Genomic DNA, 16,990 nt, shown 5'->3' on the forward strand with positions numbered 1-16,990 from the left:
TGGGGCGGGGGTATTTTTACCTCTATTTCGAATGGGTGTTCGAGTGCCTGTCCGGAGGTTGTGCCACAATGGTGCACATGAACGTAGATGGAATGCCGAAGGTTCGGTTCGTCCAGGAGGAACCGCCTTGTCGTCGGCAGTGGTTGGGTACTGCGGTAGAGGCGCTTTTCCCTTCCCATAATCGGGCGCTCGTGGTAGCGAACAAGCTTGTAAACCAGCCTGTTGTGCGCGTTTTAGGCGGCCCAGGGACTGGCAAGAGTTCGCTGCTGGCAGATCTCGCGGTGGACTACATGCACTCGGGCATTCCGGCGGACAGCATTTTGGTGGTGTCACAGTCAAAAGAGGCCGCCGCGGAATTGAGGCGGGATATTGACAGGCGTTTTTCCTCTGAACTGGGGGAAGGCGGTTCGTTCGGGGCAGGTCAAGGTGGCATGGTGCGTGCCGTGCATTCACTTGCCTATGCAGTAGTACGTGATGCCGCCGTCAGTCGGGGAGAGCCTGAACCATCGTTGACCACTGGTGCACGCCAAGATGCTGTCGTGCGGCAGCTTTTGGCTGGTCATGCGGAAGATGGTGGTGCGTATTGGCCAGAGCGGTTGCGCCCGGCTCTTCCATTAGTCGGTTTTTCCCGTGCGGTTCGTGACTTTCTGCTGCGTGCAGCTGAGCGGGGGATTGATGCCCCGAGACTTCAGCAGCTCGGCGTGGACTATGGCATTGAGTCGTGGTGTGCGGCTGGCAAGTTTATGGCGGAGTATCAGCAGACTATGCGGTTGGCGTGGGAGCCCAGCTTGAACGCTGCAGAGATTGTCTCTGCGGCATTGATGGAGCTGGATACAGACGCGCAAGCACTGGCTCGGTGGGGAAAGTCGGTGGTGCTGGTCGATGATGCTGAACACCTATCGCCGGAGGCTGCGCGTCTTGTGGATCGGTTTGTGTCGCAGGCGGCGGTGGCCGTCATTACTGGTGATGAAGATCAATCGGTATTTCACTTCCGCGGTGCTAATAATGACTATCTCCGGGGGATTGGTGAGGTCGAGTACAAGGCAATCCACTTGCAGCAGTCTTACCGCTGTAACGCTGATATCGCGGATTTAGTCAACGCAGTTTCTCAGCGCTTGCCTAAGGCTCCTGCATACCGTGGCATTGTTGGTTCAGTTGGAACACAAGAAGCTAGTGAATCCGACGTTGGAAACAACAGTGAGACCGTCGCAGCGGAAAACTCGTACGCAGCGAAAAGTGCAGTAAAAATAGCTATTCATCCCTCTGAACGTGCACAGCGAGCCACAGTCGCGGACTACTTCCGGCGCCTTCATATTGACGAGGGGGTGGCATGGAAGGATATGGCGGTCATTGTCCGGTCCGGTGCAGGGGAGTCCTCTCTGTTCCGTGCATTGTCGCGTGCGGGTGTGCCTGTGCAGATTGACCCAACGGACATCGTGCTAAGTCATCAGCGATTGGTGCGAGCGCTGATGGTGGCGTTGCGGGCAACTATGAACCAGCTCGATGACGTGGAGTGGGACGAGTTCCTCTCCGGCCCACTGGTCAACATGGATCCGATTGTCAAAGAGCGTCTGCTGCGCGGAATCCGAAAGGCCGACCTGTTCGGCGGGGCCGCGATGACTCAGCTCATCGGAATCTTGAAAGCAGATGGACTCACAACAGAGCAGCTGGAACTTATTGAGTCTCTGTCGCAGCGTGAACGTCAGGCGCTGCAGGTGCCGCTGGATCTATTGAGCGCAGCGCGTGAAGCGTTGCGTGATGGTGTGGAAGCAACTTTGTGGGCAATTTGGCAGTCCACTGGTTTGGCAGACCATCTGGTGGCGGCATCGTTGCGCGGCGGTACAGCTGGAGCATCGGCTGACCGCGACCTGGATGCTGTGATGGCACTGTTCGACTTTGCTGGTGACCGTGTGGAGCTGAATCCAAAGCTGACGGTTGACGGTTTTATCGCTTCTGTGGAAGAACAGGAGCTGCCCATCGGCGCACGTGACCGTAGCGGGGTAGAGCGCGACGCCGTGCGCATTCTCTCAGCGCATGCGGCTCTGGGCAGGCAGTGGAAGGCAGTAGCAGTTGTCGGAGTACAGGAAGGCCAGTGGCCCAGCCTCGGTGTAACTGGCTCGGTGATGAAGCAGAACGAGTTCATCGGTCTCGTCGACCACGGGATTGCACCGCGGGAGTACATCAATTCCATGGCGGATGCGCTAGCGGAGGAACGTCGTTTGCTGCACGTCGCGGTATCACGGGCTAGCGACAGGGTACTGCTGACCGCAGTCGATTCTCCTGATGATGTTGGAGTTCCCAGTCCGTTTGTTATCGAGCTCGTTGAAAAGCTCGGTAATTCGGGGACGGAGCTGGCGAAGCAGTCGGAAGCCTCTTCGGTTGCGAACGGAGTCGGGGCTACGGCTAATGAAGCAAACACCGGCAATCCGGATGTTGCAGAGGCAGAAGATTCCAAATGGGCCGGTGAAGGCCTGCCACGGGTGCTCTCTGTGGAGTCACTGCTGGCAGAACTGCGTGCAGCCGTTGTAGACGATGCGGAGACTGAGACGCGGCGTCGACAAGCTGCACGTCAACTCGCGCGATTGGCGCAGGTTGAGGTTGCTGGCGCACATCCAGACACCTGGTGGGGGCTCCGTGCACCGTCGACCTCGAAGCCGGTAAATGACAAGAAGCCGATGAGAATCAACCCTTCCAAGGTGGAAGCAGCCCTGAGTTGCCCGCTGAAGGCCATGCTGGATAAATCAGCACCGACATCGGCCATGTATTTAGGCTCTCTACTTCATCAGGCGGTAGAAGCCGTAGCCAAGGGAGTGACTGTGCCTGAGGCGCAGTCCGAAATCCGGCGTGTTTTTGGTGACCTGTCCGATGATCCGGAGTGGCGTAAGCGTACTGAGGAAGACACCTGGTTGACAGCGCTGGAGGATTGGCAGCGGTGGATTGAGACCAAGAAAGATATCGGGACCGAGGTTCCGGTAAAAGTCACCATCAACGATGACATCGTGATTGTCGGACGAATCGACCGATTGATTGAAGACGCTGATGGTGCAGTTCAAATCGTCGATATTAAAACCGGTAAGACAGCGCCCTCCGGTAAAGACGTAGAAGAACATGCACAGCTAGCTACATATCAGCTGGCGTTGTCGAAGGGGAAGCTCGTTGAAAGCGGAGATGGGCTTGCTGTGGACAACGGCGAAGGCATTGAACAATCAGGGGCATACCTGGTATTTCCGCGAAAGTCACACAATAAGACCATTATCACTAGTCGAGAACAGTCAAAGCTCACGGAAGACAAGTTGGCTGACTGGGAGCGTCGTGTGGAGCAGGTAGCACGTGCGACGTCTGGCCCGCGTGCCTTGGCGCTCGCTGGTGATCATTGCAAGTTCTGCACGCTTTCGAAGGCGTGCCCGGCAGCAGAAGGGAATCGGTAGTCATGTCGGAGGAACGAACCATCATTGATCCCGTCACCCTGTCGGAGATGATGGGCCAGGACTTTCCGCCCACCCCGCAACAAGCGGCGGTAATCGGTGCACCGATGGAACCAATGCTTGTTGTCGCCGGTGCCGGTGCTGGTAAAACAGCGACAATGGCTTCCCGTGTCGTGTGGTTGGGGGCCAATGGCTTTATCCGCCCAGAAGAAGTTCTAGGTTTGACCTTCACCAGGAAGGCAGCGCGCGAGCTCGGCGTCCGTATCCGACAACAGCTCAATGCGCTTGCTTCCTCTGCCGCATTTCGTGCACAGGCTTCACCAAAGGTACTAGCAAGCCTCGAGGTCATTGCCCCAACCACGCTTACTTACGATGCCTATGCCTCTGAAGTCGTTAGCAATTATGGTCTTTTGCTGCCGACGGAGCCGGGGGTCACCATTATGGATGGCGCGACGCAGTGGCAGTTGGCCTGGGAAACCGCTCGTAATGTGAAGGAAATTGATATCGATATTGCGCCATCGACTCTGGCCAGTCGCATTATTGAGCTGGGGGCGAACATCGACTCAAACCTTTCTTCACCGCAGGCGATTCGCGAGGAAACCGAAGCATTCATCAGCAATATTGAGCAGACCCCGCAGAAGGGTAAACGCGAGGGGCTAATTGGCGATCTACAGGGCATCGTCGATAAGCAGCGAGAGAGATTAGAGATTTTGCCGCTGGTAGAACAGGTTCGAGCTCGGTGCAATGAAGAAAATGTCGCCACTTTCGGTATGCAGATGGCTCGTGCGGCCCGACTAGCCACCGACTTCGCGGAAGTCGGAGAGGAGGAGCGGCGTCGCTTTAAGATCATCATGCTCGACGAGTACCAGGACACGTCGCACACACAGCGGCTGTTCCTGCGTGCGCTGTTCTCCGGTGGTTGTGTCACCGCTGTCGGTGATCCGATGCAGGCAATTTATGGCTGGCGAGGAGCAACTGCCGAAAACCTTGTGCAGTTTGTCAATGATTTTCCGCGGTCGGATGGGAAGCCAGCGGAGAAAAAGCAACTGACCGTTTCTTGGCGAAATCCGCAGTCAGTGCTGCAGCTTGCTAACGCAGTCTCCGACCGTGCTTTCGCGGGGCAGGCTCGTACAGTAGAGGCACTGGATGCCGGTCCAAAAGCAGGTCAGGGCGAAGTGCAGCTTGCTTTCACCGCAACCGGTGAGGAAGAAGTTGCGTACATCGCAGATTGCATGGAGGCGCAATTACGCGAATGTGAAGCAGCTGGCAACAAGCTCGATGCCGCCATCCTGGTTCGGACAAATGCTGAATCGGCTGTCTATTTAGATGCACTGTCTGAGCGGGGTGTGCCTGCAATCATTGTGGGACTCGCTGGATTGCTGCATCTGCCCGAGGTCATGGATATCACCTCGGTGATGAAGATATTGGTCGACCCCAGTTCAGACCAGGATGCTCTGCGTCTGCTGCTCAGCCCACAGGCCAATTTGGGTGCCGCAGACGTGGAGGCACTTCGCACTCGTGTAGACCAGCTGGCAATGGCAGGCAAGGACGAGTTGGCCCGAAAGAAGGGCAACGTCGAAGAGACTTCAGACTCCTCACCGCTTTCCCAGCTCGCTCGCCAGTATGACAAGATGGTGGAAGATGCCGAAGCAGCATCGTCCGCGGTGGGGCTGGGGCACGCCATCGCCGACCCGGATATTCGTTTTTACGACGGCACCCCGCTAGCGCGCGGCAGTGTGGGAAAAAATGGGCGGTTGGTCTGCAGCGAGTCACTGAACTACACAGATGAAGCAATGGCGCGTATCGCACAGTTGGGTGCAAGCCTACGAAAACTACGTCGGTTCTCGCTGAATAAGCCTCTGCCGGAACTGGTCGAGGACATCGCTACTGAGTTTGGAATTCGCGTAGAAGCAGCGGCTGGACAGTACGGTTCCGCTACCGCGATAACCAGGCCGACGACTGCGCATCTGGATAGGTTTGTCGATATCGCTGCGACGTATTCGCAAAATATCTCGGACGATGTGACAGGGTTTTTGAACTATTTGGAGTTCGCTGTCGAACACGATGATGGTTTGGAACGGGCACCTTTGAACATGCCGGAAAACTGCGTCCAAATCATGACTATGCACAAGTCAAAGGGGTTGGAGTGGGAAACGGTTGCTGTCCCGGGCATCACCACCAGCAAGTTTGACAGAGTTGATTTGTCATCGTGGCTCACCAATTCAGTTCAGCTTCCTCCTGGTGCAATTACCCAAGTGGATCCGCTAACGGCTAGTGCAGACACAACAGGGGATGCAACACAGCTTGCAGCAGGCGATTGGGCTCCCGTCGCTGATTCTGTCGATAGCAATGCCCCCGAACTGGACATATCAGGCGCAGATAACCAAACCGACCTCAACAAGGTAATCAAAGCCTACAAGGAAGAGCTGCGAGAAGTGGAGAGGGAAGAAAAACAGCGCCTCTTCTACGTTGCCATGACTCGCTCCGCGAAAAAGCTCATTGTCACTGCAAGCAGGCGGCCTAATCCGAGCTTGAAGAAACCCACCGACGTGTCGGCGGACTTCGCAGCCATCGCCACGCAATTCAGCGACTATGTGGTGTCGTGGACAGATGGGGAGGACCCTGAGGTAGAGGACACCGAAGTCGATCTGGACTGCGACACTGCGGTTGATGGGGTGGTCTGGCCCGTCGATACCCTGGGCAGCCGCCGAGATAGTGTGCAGCGAGCAGCCGAAAGCGTCATGCGCTACATGGGCGAAGACCAGGATGAGCGCCCCATTGCAGGTGACCTGTCTGAGGTATGGGAAACGGAAACGACCATTCTCGTGGATGAAATCCGTCGAGCTAAGGCCGCGGAGATTCATCTACTAATGCCGACAAGCATGTCCACTAGCGAATACCAAGCCATGATTGCGGATCCGGTCGCGTTTGCTCGTCGGAAAGCACGCCCGGTGCCGTTTAAGCCAAACCGATTCGCGCGCCGAGGTACGGCATTCCACGCTTGGTTGGAGAATCGCTTCGGTGCACACAGCCTGCTGGACGATGAGGATCTCTTCGGGAATCAACTGGATGACTTCCTCGGCACAGAACAAGTCGCGTCCGAACGCGAACTTGAGAAGTTGAAGGCGAATTTCGAGGCATCCGAGTGGGCTGACCGCACGCCAGTGCATGTGGAAGTGCCGTTTGGAATTGCCATTGGGCAACGGCGGGTCGTCGGCCGAATCGACGCGGTGTTTAAGAACAACGGGAAGTGGAGCGTCATTGACTGGAAGACAGGCCAGATGCCGCGCGGAAAGGAAAGGGAAGTAGCGGCGCTACAGCTGGCGATTTACCGCTTGGCGTGGTCGGATAGGCTGCGTGAGAGGGGAGTGGAAACGGCCCCCGAAGACATTGAAGCCGGGTTCTTCTATGTTTCGGCAGGACGAACGCTAATACCAGATGAAGCGCTACTGCCAAGCAGGATAGAGTTGGACAGGAAAATGCGCGAGCTGATTGGATAATCATCTACGTATGTAACTGCCGCGTGGCCGTGGCCAGTTATCCAGGTGAAAGCAGCAGTTTGTATGCGCTATTTTTCACCGGGAGGAGTTTTCATGAAAGGCAGGCGAGGAGCGGTTGCGTAATCCAATTCGGAAATCTTCGGGATACGAAACCGGGCTCAATGATCTTCCCGGGCATGCACTGCTGGGAGTCATTGGTCTGCCTGAGTCCGCACCGAAGAATCCTTGGCGGCTAATCATACGTCGTTTGAACTACGCCGTGTTTTTGCTGCTGATTGCATCCGTCGTGGTCTACTACGACCACGACGGATACACGGAGCCTCTCACCTTCATCGATGCGGTGTATTACTCGGCTGTCAGCCTGTCGACGACGGGCTACGGTGACATCACGCCGGTCACACAGAGGGCTCGATTACTCAATATTTTGATCATTACGCCACTGCGTGTGGCCTTCCTTGCTCTCTTGGTCGGTACTACTCTGACCGTTTTGACCCAAGAGTCTCGGAAAACCCTGCAAATTCAGCGCTGGAGGAGACAGTTGCGCAACCACACCGTCGTTATCGGATACGGCACCAAGGGTCGTTCTGCCATTGCAGCTCTTCTCGCGGACGGCGTAGATCCGGCAGAAATCGTTGTTATTGATACGGACAAGGAAGCACTCGACCACGCTTCGAATCAAGGCTTGGCGACGGTGCATGGGTCGGCTACTAAATCTGATGTGCTGAAGTTAGCTGGTATTCAGCGTGCCCGCTCTATAGTCGTTGCACCGAACAAAGATGACACAGCGGTGCTGGTCACGTTGTCTGTCCGCGAGTTGGCACCGGGTGCCTCAATTGTGGCTTCAGTGCGTGAATCAGAAAACCGCCACTTGTTGACGCAGTCAGGTGCAGACCAAGTGGTCATTTCTTCTGAAACCGCCGGCCGAATGCTGGGGCTGGCCACGGTGACTCCTTCGGTGGTGGAGATGATGGAAGACCTCCTGAGCCCGGATGAAGGATTCTCTGTTGCAGAGAGGCTCGTCACCGAAGAGGAAATCGGTGCCAGCCCACGGCACCTCGCGGATATTGCACTCGGTGTGGTGCGCTCGGGTGAGCTGTACCGAATTGATTCACCGGAGTGTGAATCGGTGGAGCCAGGCGACCGGCTGCTGTACGTCCGCCGTGTCTACAGCAATGACGAATAGCACTCGACAAGTTTAAAAATGGGGTCTAACAACTTTTGACTTACTCAGAGGCGGATGTGAACGAGCCGGAATATCTAGCTGGGCTGGATCCAGATCAGCGTGAGGCAGCCACGGCTCCGATGGGGCCGGTGTGCATTCTTGCCGGAGCCGGTACAGGCAAGACCCGAACAATTACTCATCGCATCAAGTACCTCATTGACCAGGGGTTTGTGCAGCCGCAAAAGGTATTAGCCGTGACATTTACCTCGCGTGCCGCAGGGGAGATGCGCGACCGCCTGGCAAAGATGGGAACGCCTGGAGTCCAGGCGCGCACTTTCCACTCGGCATCACTTCGCCAGCTGCGCTACTTCTGGCCCCAAGTCGCCGGTGATATGCCCTGGCAGCTGTTGGATGACAAGAAATTCCGTGTTGTCGCCCAAGCAGTACGTCGAGTGGGCCTGGACACCTCTAAGGAAACAATCCGAGATGTCATGGGCGAGATTGAGTGGGCGAAGGCCACTCTGGCCGGTGCGGATCAGTACCAAGCCGCGCTGCGGGAGCATGGGCGCACGGCGCCGTTGCCCGCGGAGAGAATTGTCGATTGCTATCGCGCTTACGAGGACATAAAAACTACCCCGGACGGGCTATTGCTCGACTTCGACGACCTACTCATTCACACCGCCGGTGCGATGGAGAATTCCCGTGCAGTGGCGGAGGAATTCCGCAACCAGTATCGGTGCTTCGTCGTCGATGAGTACCAGGATGTCACCCCGTTACAGCAGCGAGTTCTCAACGCCTGGCTGGGAGACCGTGACAACCTGACAGTTGTCGGGGACGCCAACCAGACGATTTACTCTTTCACAGGCGCGACTCCGCAATACCTGATGAACTTCTCTCGGGACTACCTGGAAGCCACAGTGGTCCGCCTGCAGCGGGACTACCGATCGACCCCACAGGTCGTCGGGCTGGCCAACAATGTCATCGGCCGTGCGCAGGGACGTATCGCCGGCTCGCGGCTGAAGCTGATTGGGCAGCGTGAAGACGGCCCGGAGCCGACTTTCAATCAGTACGACGATGAGCCAATGGAAGCTCGCGCGACCGCGCGCAGCATCAAGCGACTTATCGACGCAGGTACGCCGGCATCGGAGATTGCCGTTTTGTACCGGATTAACGCACAGTCCGCAGTTTTTGAGCAGGCTTTGTCCGAGGTAGGAGTCGCCTACCAGGTTCGTGGCGGGGACGGTTTCTACCAGCGTCCCGAGATCCGCGATGCCATCGCAGCACTTGTGCGAGTTTCCCGTTCCTCACGGACTGTTCCGACATTGCAGGGCACGAATCTGTTGGATTTGGTCAAGCAGGTTTTCGCGGGTCTTGGCATGACTGACCAAGAGCCGGAAGGCACTGGTGCCAGGGAACGTTGGCAGTCACTGCGCGCCCTATTCGACCTGTGTAAGGACATCGTTCATGCCAACACCGAGGTCAATATCCAGGCGCTCCTCGGCCAATTGCACACTCGGCAGCAGGCCAAGCATCCGCCGACGCTGGATGGCGTGACGTTGGCTAGCCTGCATGCAGCCAAGGGGCTGGAGTGGGATGCGGTGTTCCTCGTTGGGCTTACCGACGGTTCGCTGCCTATCCAACATTCGCTGAATAAATTCGACCGATCTCCTGCACAGGGAGCGGAAGCCATCGAAGAAGAGCGCCGTCTGTTCTATGTCGGCATTACTCGAGCCCGTGAACATCTGGAGCTATCTTGGTCATTGTCGCGGACAGAAGGCGGCCGCAGGTCACGTCGCCGCACACGATTCCTCGATGAACTCGACATTGATGTCTCTGACTACTCGGCGGAGGCACAGCGAAGCTCAAGGAGCTCTAGTTCCCGTGGTAAGCGTCAGCAGTCCAAACAGTGCAAGGGCTGCACTAAGCCATTGCACACCGATGCGGAGCGGATCTCAGGGCGCTGTGAAGAGTGCCCGGTCAGTGCGGATCCTGCGCTACTGGAAGCATTGCGTGCATGGCGCCTGGAAATGTCGAGAGAAATGACTGTCCCCGCATTCGTGATCTTCTCCGATGCGACCCTTCTGGCCATCGGTGAGCAGCAACCGACTACGCCGGCGGAACTTCTGCAGATTCCCGGAATTGGAGAAGCGAAGCTCAATCATTTCGGCGAAGGCATCTTGGGAATCGTCAATTCTTTTGTGAATTCCTAGTCAGATTCTGCTCAAGGAACTTCGAATTACATGAACTGCATCTGCGAGTTGCCATGACCACACACTGGGCACTGCGGGTGGGGAGCAACCGTAGTGCGGGTGATATCGAGGCTTTCCAGATCTATGCGCACCTCTGTCGCACATAGATCTGAGAGGTCCGGTCGCCGCAGCTGCCCAACCAACAGCGGCACCGCTGTGTTCAGCCATTCCGGTGCGGTCACGGGCGTAAAAGTGCGAAGCTGCAGCGCAATCAGTGCCCGGACGGGGTCGCGGTCTCGTCGATAAGCTTCGAAACACATCGAGCAGGGCCCTTGACCTGGCTGAACAAGCGGCCCAAGAATCAGTGCTCCATCGCGGAAATGCGTGTGCAGATGCTCAATTCCACGATGAAACAGAGCGCGAACCAAGGGCATGCTCGGTACTTCCATGCCCGTGACCACCGCGAGCCCGATGTCTTCCGGCGTGGATTGAGATATTTTCAGCGTCGCATTGCGAGTGGGCGACATTGCCTTCGTCCAACTACCGCAACCCGTGCGACGAAGCTCTTTTAAAAGTCCAGTGCGCAAACTGTCCCGACCGATCAGCGTAATCCTCCGTCGTGTCGGTGGTTTTTGGACCAGTGCTGCTCGGTGAAGGTCGGAGATAAGTGCTGTAATGAACTGCGGTGACAGTTTGTCGTGACTGTCAGCAAAGGCCTCGCTTAAGGTGCTACCTCTATGAGCTGCAAGAAGTGCCGAGAAGACAGGCCCCGGCGGGGTGCCGTCGGAAAGCGGCAGAATCATGCTGCGCTCCGGTTCCACGCCGAACTGAATCCGCGCGCCTGGGCGCATGATAATCGGTATCTCCGGGCGCAGCGCGTAGTCCGTGGTAGGCGCGGCAAGCGTTTGTGCTGCGGGTGCGTCCGAACCTATTACGCCAGCCGTACCATCCCGCCCCCGAGACGTATCCCTGTATTCCCCCATAAAAATATCTTTTACCCCGGGGCCAGCTTTTACGCAATCGCAGGGCAGAGCATATACGCTTAAAAAGCATGAGCACCAAGCGACCTGAGTACGGCCCGGATGTTGAGGTTCGGCGCTCGAAGCGCCGCCGCCGTACTGTGTCCGCCCGCGCGGAGGGAAACCGAATCATTGTCATGGTTCCGGACGACCTCAGCGCCGCTGCGGAAAAACAGCAGGTCAATGAAATTGTGGCGCGAGTGCGGAAGAAAGTTGGCAGCAACCTGGATAATTCCGAGCTGGAGCGCCGCGCACGGCTGCTCTCGCGTACGGTGCTGGAAGATCGCCCGCGGTTTGAGTCAATCAAATGGGTCAAGAACATGTCGCGCAGGTGGGCATCGGTCACCGGCGGCGTCGATAGTCCGGGACGTATTCGCATTTCGCACAGGCTTGCCGACGTCCCGGGGTACGTCCTCGACGATGTCATTGTGCACGAACTGGTGCACACTTTCGTCGACGGGGGTCATACCGAAGAGTTCTGGTATTGGGCGGCAAAAGCCCCGTACCACGAACGGGCACGGGGCTATTTAGAGGCGTATCAGCGCTGGGGAACCCAGAGCTAACTAGCTACTTATCGTCATCGGTGTCGCCAGAATTGTCCTCGTCGGTGTCACTGTCCTTGCCCTCAGCCGCGCGTTTTTCGGCTTCTTTGCGCAGCTGCTCTTCAAGCTCTGCGATCGGGTCGAAGTCATCGTTGTCCGAACCGCCAAGAACCGAGTCAATAAAGGCCGCGGGTTCATCCAAATCTTCTGCTACGGGCAGGAAGTCCGGGTGATCCCAGACCTTGTCACGTTGCTCGATGCCCACAGCGGTGGTCAGGCGGTGCCACAAGTTGGTTGCCTCACGCACCTTGGGGGAGCCGAGGTCAATGCCGGTGGCCTTCTCCAGCGCCTGCTCAGCACCTTCGGTGGCGCGGCGACGACGCCAGGCTTCATCCAATTGTGCGGCACCCGGTAGACGCTCACCGAGGGCATCGGTGACAACCATGTCCACCCACCCTTCGACCAGTGCTAGCAGCGTCTGGAAACGAGTACGAGCATTCTCGTTACGAGAACGAATCTTCGGACTCAGATCCATATTTTGCAGCTGACTCATAGCCTCCTGCATACGCTGCGGATCCTGCATGTTCTCAATATCCAGACCGCGGGCGGCCTCTTCGATCGCGGAGTAGTCGATGACGATGCCAGCGGCGTACTCCTCGACAGAGGAAATCATGCGTTCAGCCAGCCATGGCACGCGGTCGTAAAGACGTTGGTGTGCAGCTTCGCGGGCAGTGGCGTAGATAAACAGATCGCGCGCTGGAACCTCGAGTTCCTCTGCGAGAGTAACTAGATGTGTTGGCAGCAGTACCGCCGCACCAGTGGTGTGTAGCGGCAGCCCGAGGTCAGAACCAGTCAGGCTCGTCTGTGCCAATTCAGCCAGCGCATTCCCTAGCTGAGTACCGAAACTCATCGAGTTCATCTGACGCATGATGCCCAGCATCGGGCCCATCATCTCGCGAGCTTCTTCTGGAACGCCCTCGAGGGAGGCATCACTCATGCGGCTGGCGACGGGATCGACAAGGCGAGTCCATGTCGACTTGGTGTTCTCCAACCACTGCAGGCTATTCCACGCTTCTACGCGGTTGACACCAGCGGGAAGGGAGGTGACGTCATCTAGCCACAGTTCGGCCAGGCGCAAGGAATCAGCCAGCGCCTCGCGGGCCGAGTCCTTCACCGGAGCTGGGTTACCAAGACGGGTCCGCGCAACGCGCTCGGCCGCGTCGTAGTTGACAGGGCCAGAGTTAGACTCCTGGAATCGCTGCCCCATGCCGGAGAACATCTCGCCGAACTGGTTGAGAATATCGCCCAAGTTCGGCTGTTCTCCTTTGCCAGAGGCGCCGCTGCCGGGCTGCCCGGGGCCGCCGAAACCGAAGCCACCGGCGCCGCCCATGCCACCGAAGGGGAACCCGAAGAAACCGAAAGGACCGCCCTGGCCGCCCTGACCGCCCTGGCCGGAGTCATTGTTGCCAGCGTCGTCACGATCGTCATCATTGTCGTTCGGACCAAAGCCAAATCCGTTAGAACTCATGCTCCCACCGTACCGGGCAATGACCCGCGTGAGTACTTAAAAGCACCACTTTATTGGCAACTTCGCGCCCAGCGAACAGACACGAACAACATTCATCAGGTGTCCAGTAGGCAGATAGCGAGAATGTAGGGTGTTATTTGTGAATCGTCGTACCCAAACTCTTGTTGCGGGCGCTGTGCCCATCGCCGCGTTGGCAACTGTGCTTTCGCTGCCAACGCTGACAGTTCCCTATGCCGCGCAGGGGCCTGGCCCGGTCTTCGACGTCCTCAGCGATGTCGAGGGAAAGAGCATTATCTCGGTCAGCGGCAGTGCTGCGGACTCCGAACGCTCTAAGGGCACGCTGGATATGACAACCGTCGCAGTCAGGCATAACCTGACATTGCCGCAGGTCATTGGCCTGTGGTTTGATCGTGACAACGATATCGTCCCCATTGAGGCGGTCTTCCCTCCGGGCCAGAGCCAGGACGAGGTGGAAGAGGAGAACAAGGCTGCATTCACCGAGTCGGAGGCCAACGCCACCTCCGCTGCACTGGCACATCTCGGGTTGCCGATGGAAGTCACCGTCGCCTACACAGTGCCGGATAGTCCCGTCGATGGGCGACTGCATGAAGACGATGTGATTCTCGCAGTGGATGGGGTGGCAGTAAGCAAGCCCGAGCAAGTCAAGGCGATTATTGCCGGACGCAACCCGGGCGATACTGTCACGTTGAGGGTCAAGCCTGCGACCGTCGATAAGCAGAAGGCTGCTAAGGGCGAGGACTCTGCCCCCGAGAAAGCCGTCGATATTTCTGTGACACTGGCGGAAAACCCGCATCAAAAGAATGCCGCGCTGCTCGGCGTGGGGATGGGGGCGCAATCCGCGGACGACACCAAAGTTGAGTACCAGCTCAGCGGCATTGGAGGTCCGTCGGCGGGTCTCATGATGACGCTTGGAGTGATTGACAAGCTGAGTCCAGGCGATCTGACCGAGGGGCAGCACCTCGCTGGCACTGGCACTATTGACGCTGCCGGCAACGTGGGCGAAATCGGTGGCATTACACACAAAATCTCGGCTGCCCGAGATGAGGGCGCCGAGATGTTCTTCGTGCCGGAAGGCAATTGCGCAGAAGCTGTGACTGCCGACCGAGGCGATATGAAGTTGGTAAAGGTCTCTGTGCTTGACGACGCGCTTGCGGCAATCGAAAAGCCGGAGACCGCGCAGACCTGCTCGTAGTTTTGCCGTAGCCCTTACGGGCAGCAGGTAGTTTCAGTTAGTTCTTACTGAAAGCCTCGAAGTCTTGCTGAGACTGCCACTTGTCGATTTCCGCAGCCGTTGCGCGAAGTTGAGGGTCAAATTCGAGGTATGCCTTTGTCTCACGCGCGATGAGCCCGGACAGGACAATCAGACCGATGAGGTTCGGCAGCGCCATCAGGCCGTTGAGGGCCGAGGCGACGGACCAGACGGTTTCCAGCTGAGTTACCGCGCCGACGAAGACCACGCAGGTGAAGACCGCACGGTAGAGGCCGGTGCCGCGGCGACCGACCAGGGACTCGAAGGCGCGCTCACCGTAGTAGGACCAGCCCAGCATGGTGGAGAATGCGAAGAAGACAACCGACAGCGTGACGATGGTGCCACCCCAGTGGCCCGGCAGACCGCGGGAGAATGCCTCAGCGGTCAGAGCGCTAGTGTCGACGTTGCCATCCTGCCAAACACCGGTGCTGATGATAACCAGGCCGGTGAAGGACACGACGATGATGGTGTCAATGAAGGTCTGAGTCATGGAGACCAAACCCTGACGAACTGGGTGAGTCGTCGATGCGGCGGCAGCGGCGATAGCACCGGAACCCAGGCCCGACTCGTTGGAGAACAGACCGCGGGCAACACCCATCTGCAGGGCGAGAATGAGCGTGGATCCTGCGAACCCACCAACGGCCGCGGTGCCGGTGAAAGCATCGGTGAAGATGAGCTTGAAGGTTTCGGGCAGCGCCGAGACATTGGCGACGAGCACCCACACGGCCGCACCGATGTAGAGCACAATCATCATCGGCACAAAGCTGGCGGTGATGCGGCCAATCGACTTAATGCCACCCATCAGAGCTGCACCTACCAGGATGAACATAATCATGCCGGAGAGCGTCGGATCGATGTCGAAGCTGTTTTCCAGGTTCGAGGCCACGGCATTGCCCTGGGTTAGGTTGCCGATACCAAACGCCGCCAGCGCAGCGAAGACGGCGAAGAGAATGCCCAGCGTCTTACCAAAACCATTCGGGATGGCCTTGCGCAGGTAGTACTGCGGACCACCGGACTGTTCGCCAGCTGCATCGGTCTGGCGGTACTTCACGCCCAGGAATGCCTCGGAGTACTTCGATGCCATACCTAGCAGGCCGGTTACCCACATCCAGAACAGCGCACCGGGTCCACCTAAGCCGATTGCGGTAGCGACACCGACAATGTTGCCGACACCGACAGTTGCCGCGAGAGCCGTCGCCAGCGCCTGGTAGTTGGTGATATCTCCCTCGGCGTCGTCGTCGTTACGGTCGATGAGTCCGAGGCGCAGTGCCGAGCCGAGTTTGACCAGGTGAATTGCGCCCAGGCGAATGGTCAAGATGATTCCGGTGCCGATCAGCGCGGGGATGAGGAGGTACGGACTCCAAATAAAACTATCCGCCGCTGAGACAAAATCGCTGAAGCTTTCCATGCTGTGGAACTTTACTGGTAGAAAGCCTAAACCCAATCATTAAATTCTCAGAAAATGATTATTGCGCTACTAATTCGCCACAAGTGGGGGTAAACGCATTCCGGCGAAAACAAAGATCATTCCGCCAATCAGTGTGAGAGCAACGTACCCACATGCCCTCCAAAAGTGTTGGTTTTTAAGGCGTGTGATCTCTCCGGCGAGTGTGGACCACGTCGACAGGCCGCCGGCGAAGCCAATCATCACCGTCGCATAGGCCAGGGCAGGGGTCATGCCGTCGCTTGTCGACGTTCCCCGCGACCACACCACAGCAGCGGCACCGGCGACGAAGCAGGCAATCATATTCGCGGTCCACGTTCCGGGCAGTTTGGAATCAGCCCACTTCACCGCAAGTTCGGCCAGCGTATAGCGCAGCGCTCCACCTACTGCGGCGCCAACTGCGATAGCGAGAATGGCAGAGAGCGCCGAGGGAAAAGAACTGAGGAGATCGCCGGTCATTCCGCAACCTCCCGCGCACACTTGGTTCCCAACCAGTAGGCGAGGGGACAACACAGCAGGTGAATAAGCCCAACGCTCACAATCAGCACGACTGACGTGTCCGCCTGTGCCAATAGGAGAATGACAAAGGCGGAGAAAGTGGTGAAGCCGCCACAAAAGCCAGTACCGCAGAAAGCGGAAAGCCGAGGATTAGCAAACGCGATACTGCTGACCAGGCCGAAGAGAAGGCAGCCCAGTAAGTTGATGACAGTCGTCGAGATTGCGCTAATTCCCGAGCCAACGATTGCATCGATCGCCGCTCCGAACAGAAAGCGACCTACTGCGCCAACAGCGGCGCCGCCGGCCACGGCCAGAGCTGTCAGACCCTGCGCTCGTCCTGCTGATGGCAGCTTCGGAGCAACAGATTCCTCATTCACGGTGAAAACGCTAGCACAGCGGCTAAAGGGGGGGGG

11 protein-coding genes are annotated in these 16,990 nt (G+C 57.7%); 6 read left to right on the forward strand and 5 right to left on the reverse strand.

Going from position 1 to position 16,990, the window contains the following annotated elements:
• Positions 1-77: 77 nt before the first annotated feature.
• The 4 genes from HMPREF2614_RS10215 (at position 78) to HMPREF2614_RS10230 (ending at position 10,297) form a co-directional block, all read left to right on the forward strand.
• On the forward strand, positions 78-3,428 hold the full coding sequence (locus tag HMPREF2614_RS10215) for an ATP-dependent helicase (RefSeq protein WP_246815701.1): 3,351 nt from the start codon (positions 78-80) through the stop codon (positions 3,426-3,428).
• A gap of 2 nt (positions 3,429-3,430) precedes the next feature.
• Positions 3,431-6,925, forward strand: coding sequence for an ATP-dependent helicase (locus HMPREF2614_RS10220; protein ID WP_070560927.1), 3,495 nt, complete (start codon positions 3,431-3,433; stop codon positions 6,923-6,925).
• 115 nt (positions 6,926-7,040) lie between these two features.
• Complete coding sequence (locus tag HMPREF2614_RS10225; protein WP_049182182.1) at positions 7,041-8,108, forward strand: potassium channel family protein; 1,068 nt, start codon at positions 7,041-7,043, stop codon at positions 8,106-8,108.
• Between the two features lie 119 nt (positions 8,109-8,227).
• The gene (locus HMPREF2614_RS10230; protein ID WP_070561018.1) at positions 8,228-10,297 is read left to right on the forward strand and encodes an ATP-dependent DNA helicase UvrD2; all 2,070 of its coding nucleotides are present in this window, start codon (positions 8,228-8,230) and stop codon (positions 10,295-10,297) included.
• A 26-nt stretch (positions 10,298-10,323) separates the two neighbouring features.
• On the opposite strand, the gene HMPREF2614_RS10235 is transcribed toward HMPREF2614_RS10230, so the two are convergent.
• A complete protein-coding gene (locus HMPREF2614_RS10235; protein ID WP_224792266.1) occupies positions 10,324-11,259 on the reverse strand; it encodes a TOMM precursor leader peptide-binding protein in 936 nt (311 codons plus the stop codon).
• A gap of 68 nt (positions 11,260-11,327) precedes the next feature.
• Between HMPREF2614_RS10235 and HMPREF2614_RS10240 the strand changes: the two genes are divergently transcribed.
• Entirely contained in the window at positions 11,328-11,858 is a 531-nt protein-coding gene (locus tag HMPREF2614_RS10240; protein ID WP_016422236.1) for a YgjP-like metallopeptidase domain-containing protein, read from the forward strand.
• A gap of 4 nt (positions 11,859-11,862) precedes the next feature.
• On the opposite strand, the gene HMPREF2614_RS10245 is transcribed toward HMPREF2614_RS10240, so the two are convergent.
• Complete coding sequence (locus HMPREF2614_RS10245; RefSeq protein ID WP_038627963.1) at positions 11,863-13,365, reverse strand: zinc-dependent metalloprotease; 1,503 nt, start codon at positions 13,363-13,365, stop codon at positions 11,863-11,865.
• A gap of 139 nt (positions 13,366-13,504) precedes the next feature.
• On the opposite strand from HMPREF2614_RS10245, the gene HMPREF2614_RS10250 reads away from it, so the two are divergent.
• The gene (locus HMPREF2614_RS10250; RefSeq protein WP_038627965.1) at positions 13,505-14,578 is read left to right on the forward strand and encodes a YlbL family protein; all 1,074 of its coding nucleotides are present in this window, start codon (positions 13,505-13,507) and stop codon (positions 14,576-14,578) included.
• A 37-nt stretch (positions 14,579-14,615) separates the two neighbouring features.
• On the opposite strand, the gene HMPREF2614_RS10255 is transcribed toward HMPREF2614_RS10250, so the two are convergent.
• The 3 genes from HMPREF2614_RS10255 to HMPREF2614_RS10265 all read right to left on the reverse strand — a co-directional run bounded on the left by HMPREF2614_RS10255 (position 14,616) and on the right by HMPREF2614_RS10265 (position 16,954).
• The gene (locus tag HMPREF2614_RS10255) at positions 14,616-16,043 is read right to left on the reverse strand and encodes an alanine/glycine:cation symporter family protein (protein WP_070560930.1); all 1,428 of its coding nucleotides are present in this window, start codon (positions 16,041-16,043) and stop codon (positions 14,616-14,618) included.
• 69 nt (positions 16,044-16,112) lie between these two features.
• Entirely contained in the window at positions 16,113-16,538 is a 426-nt protein-coding gene (locus HMPREF2614_RS10260) for a fluoride efflux transporter FluC (protein WP_038627971.1), read from the reverse strand.
• Complete coding sequence (locus HMPREF2614_RS10265; protein WP_224792265.1) at positions 16,535-16,954, reverse strand: fluoride efflux transporter FluC; 420 nt, start codon at positions 16,952-16,954, stop codon at positions 16,535-16,537. The genes HMPREF2614_RS10260 and HMPREF2614_RS10265 overlap by 4 nt, the downstream gene beginning before the upstream one ends.
• Between the last annotated feature and the right edge of the window lie 36 nt (positions 16,955-16,990).

It is taken from the genome of Corynebacterium sp. HMSC074C11, from assembly GCF_001809455.1.
Classification (GTDB): domain Bacteria; phylum Actinomycetota; class Actinomycetes; order Mycobacteriales; family Mycobacteriaceae; genus Corynebacterium; species Corynebacterium amycolatum.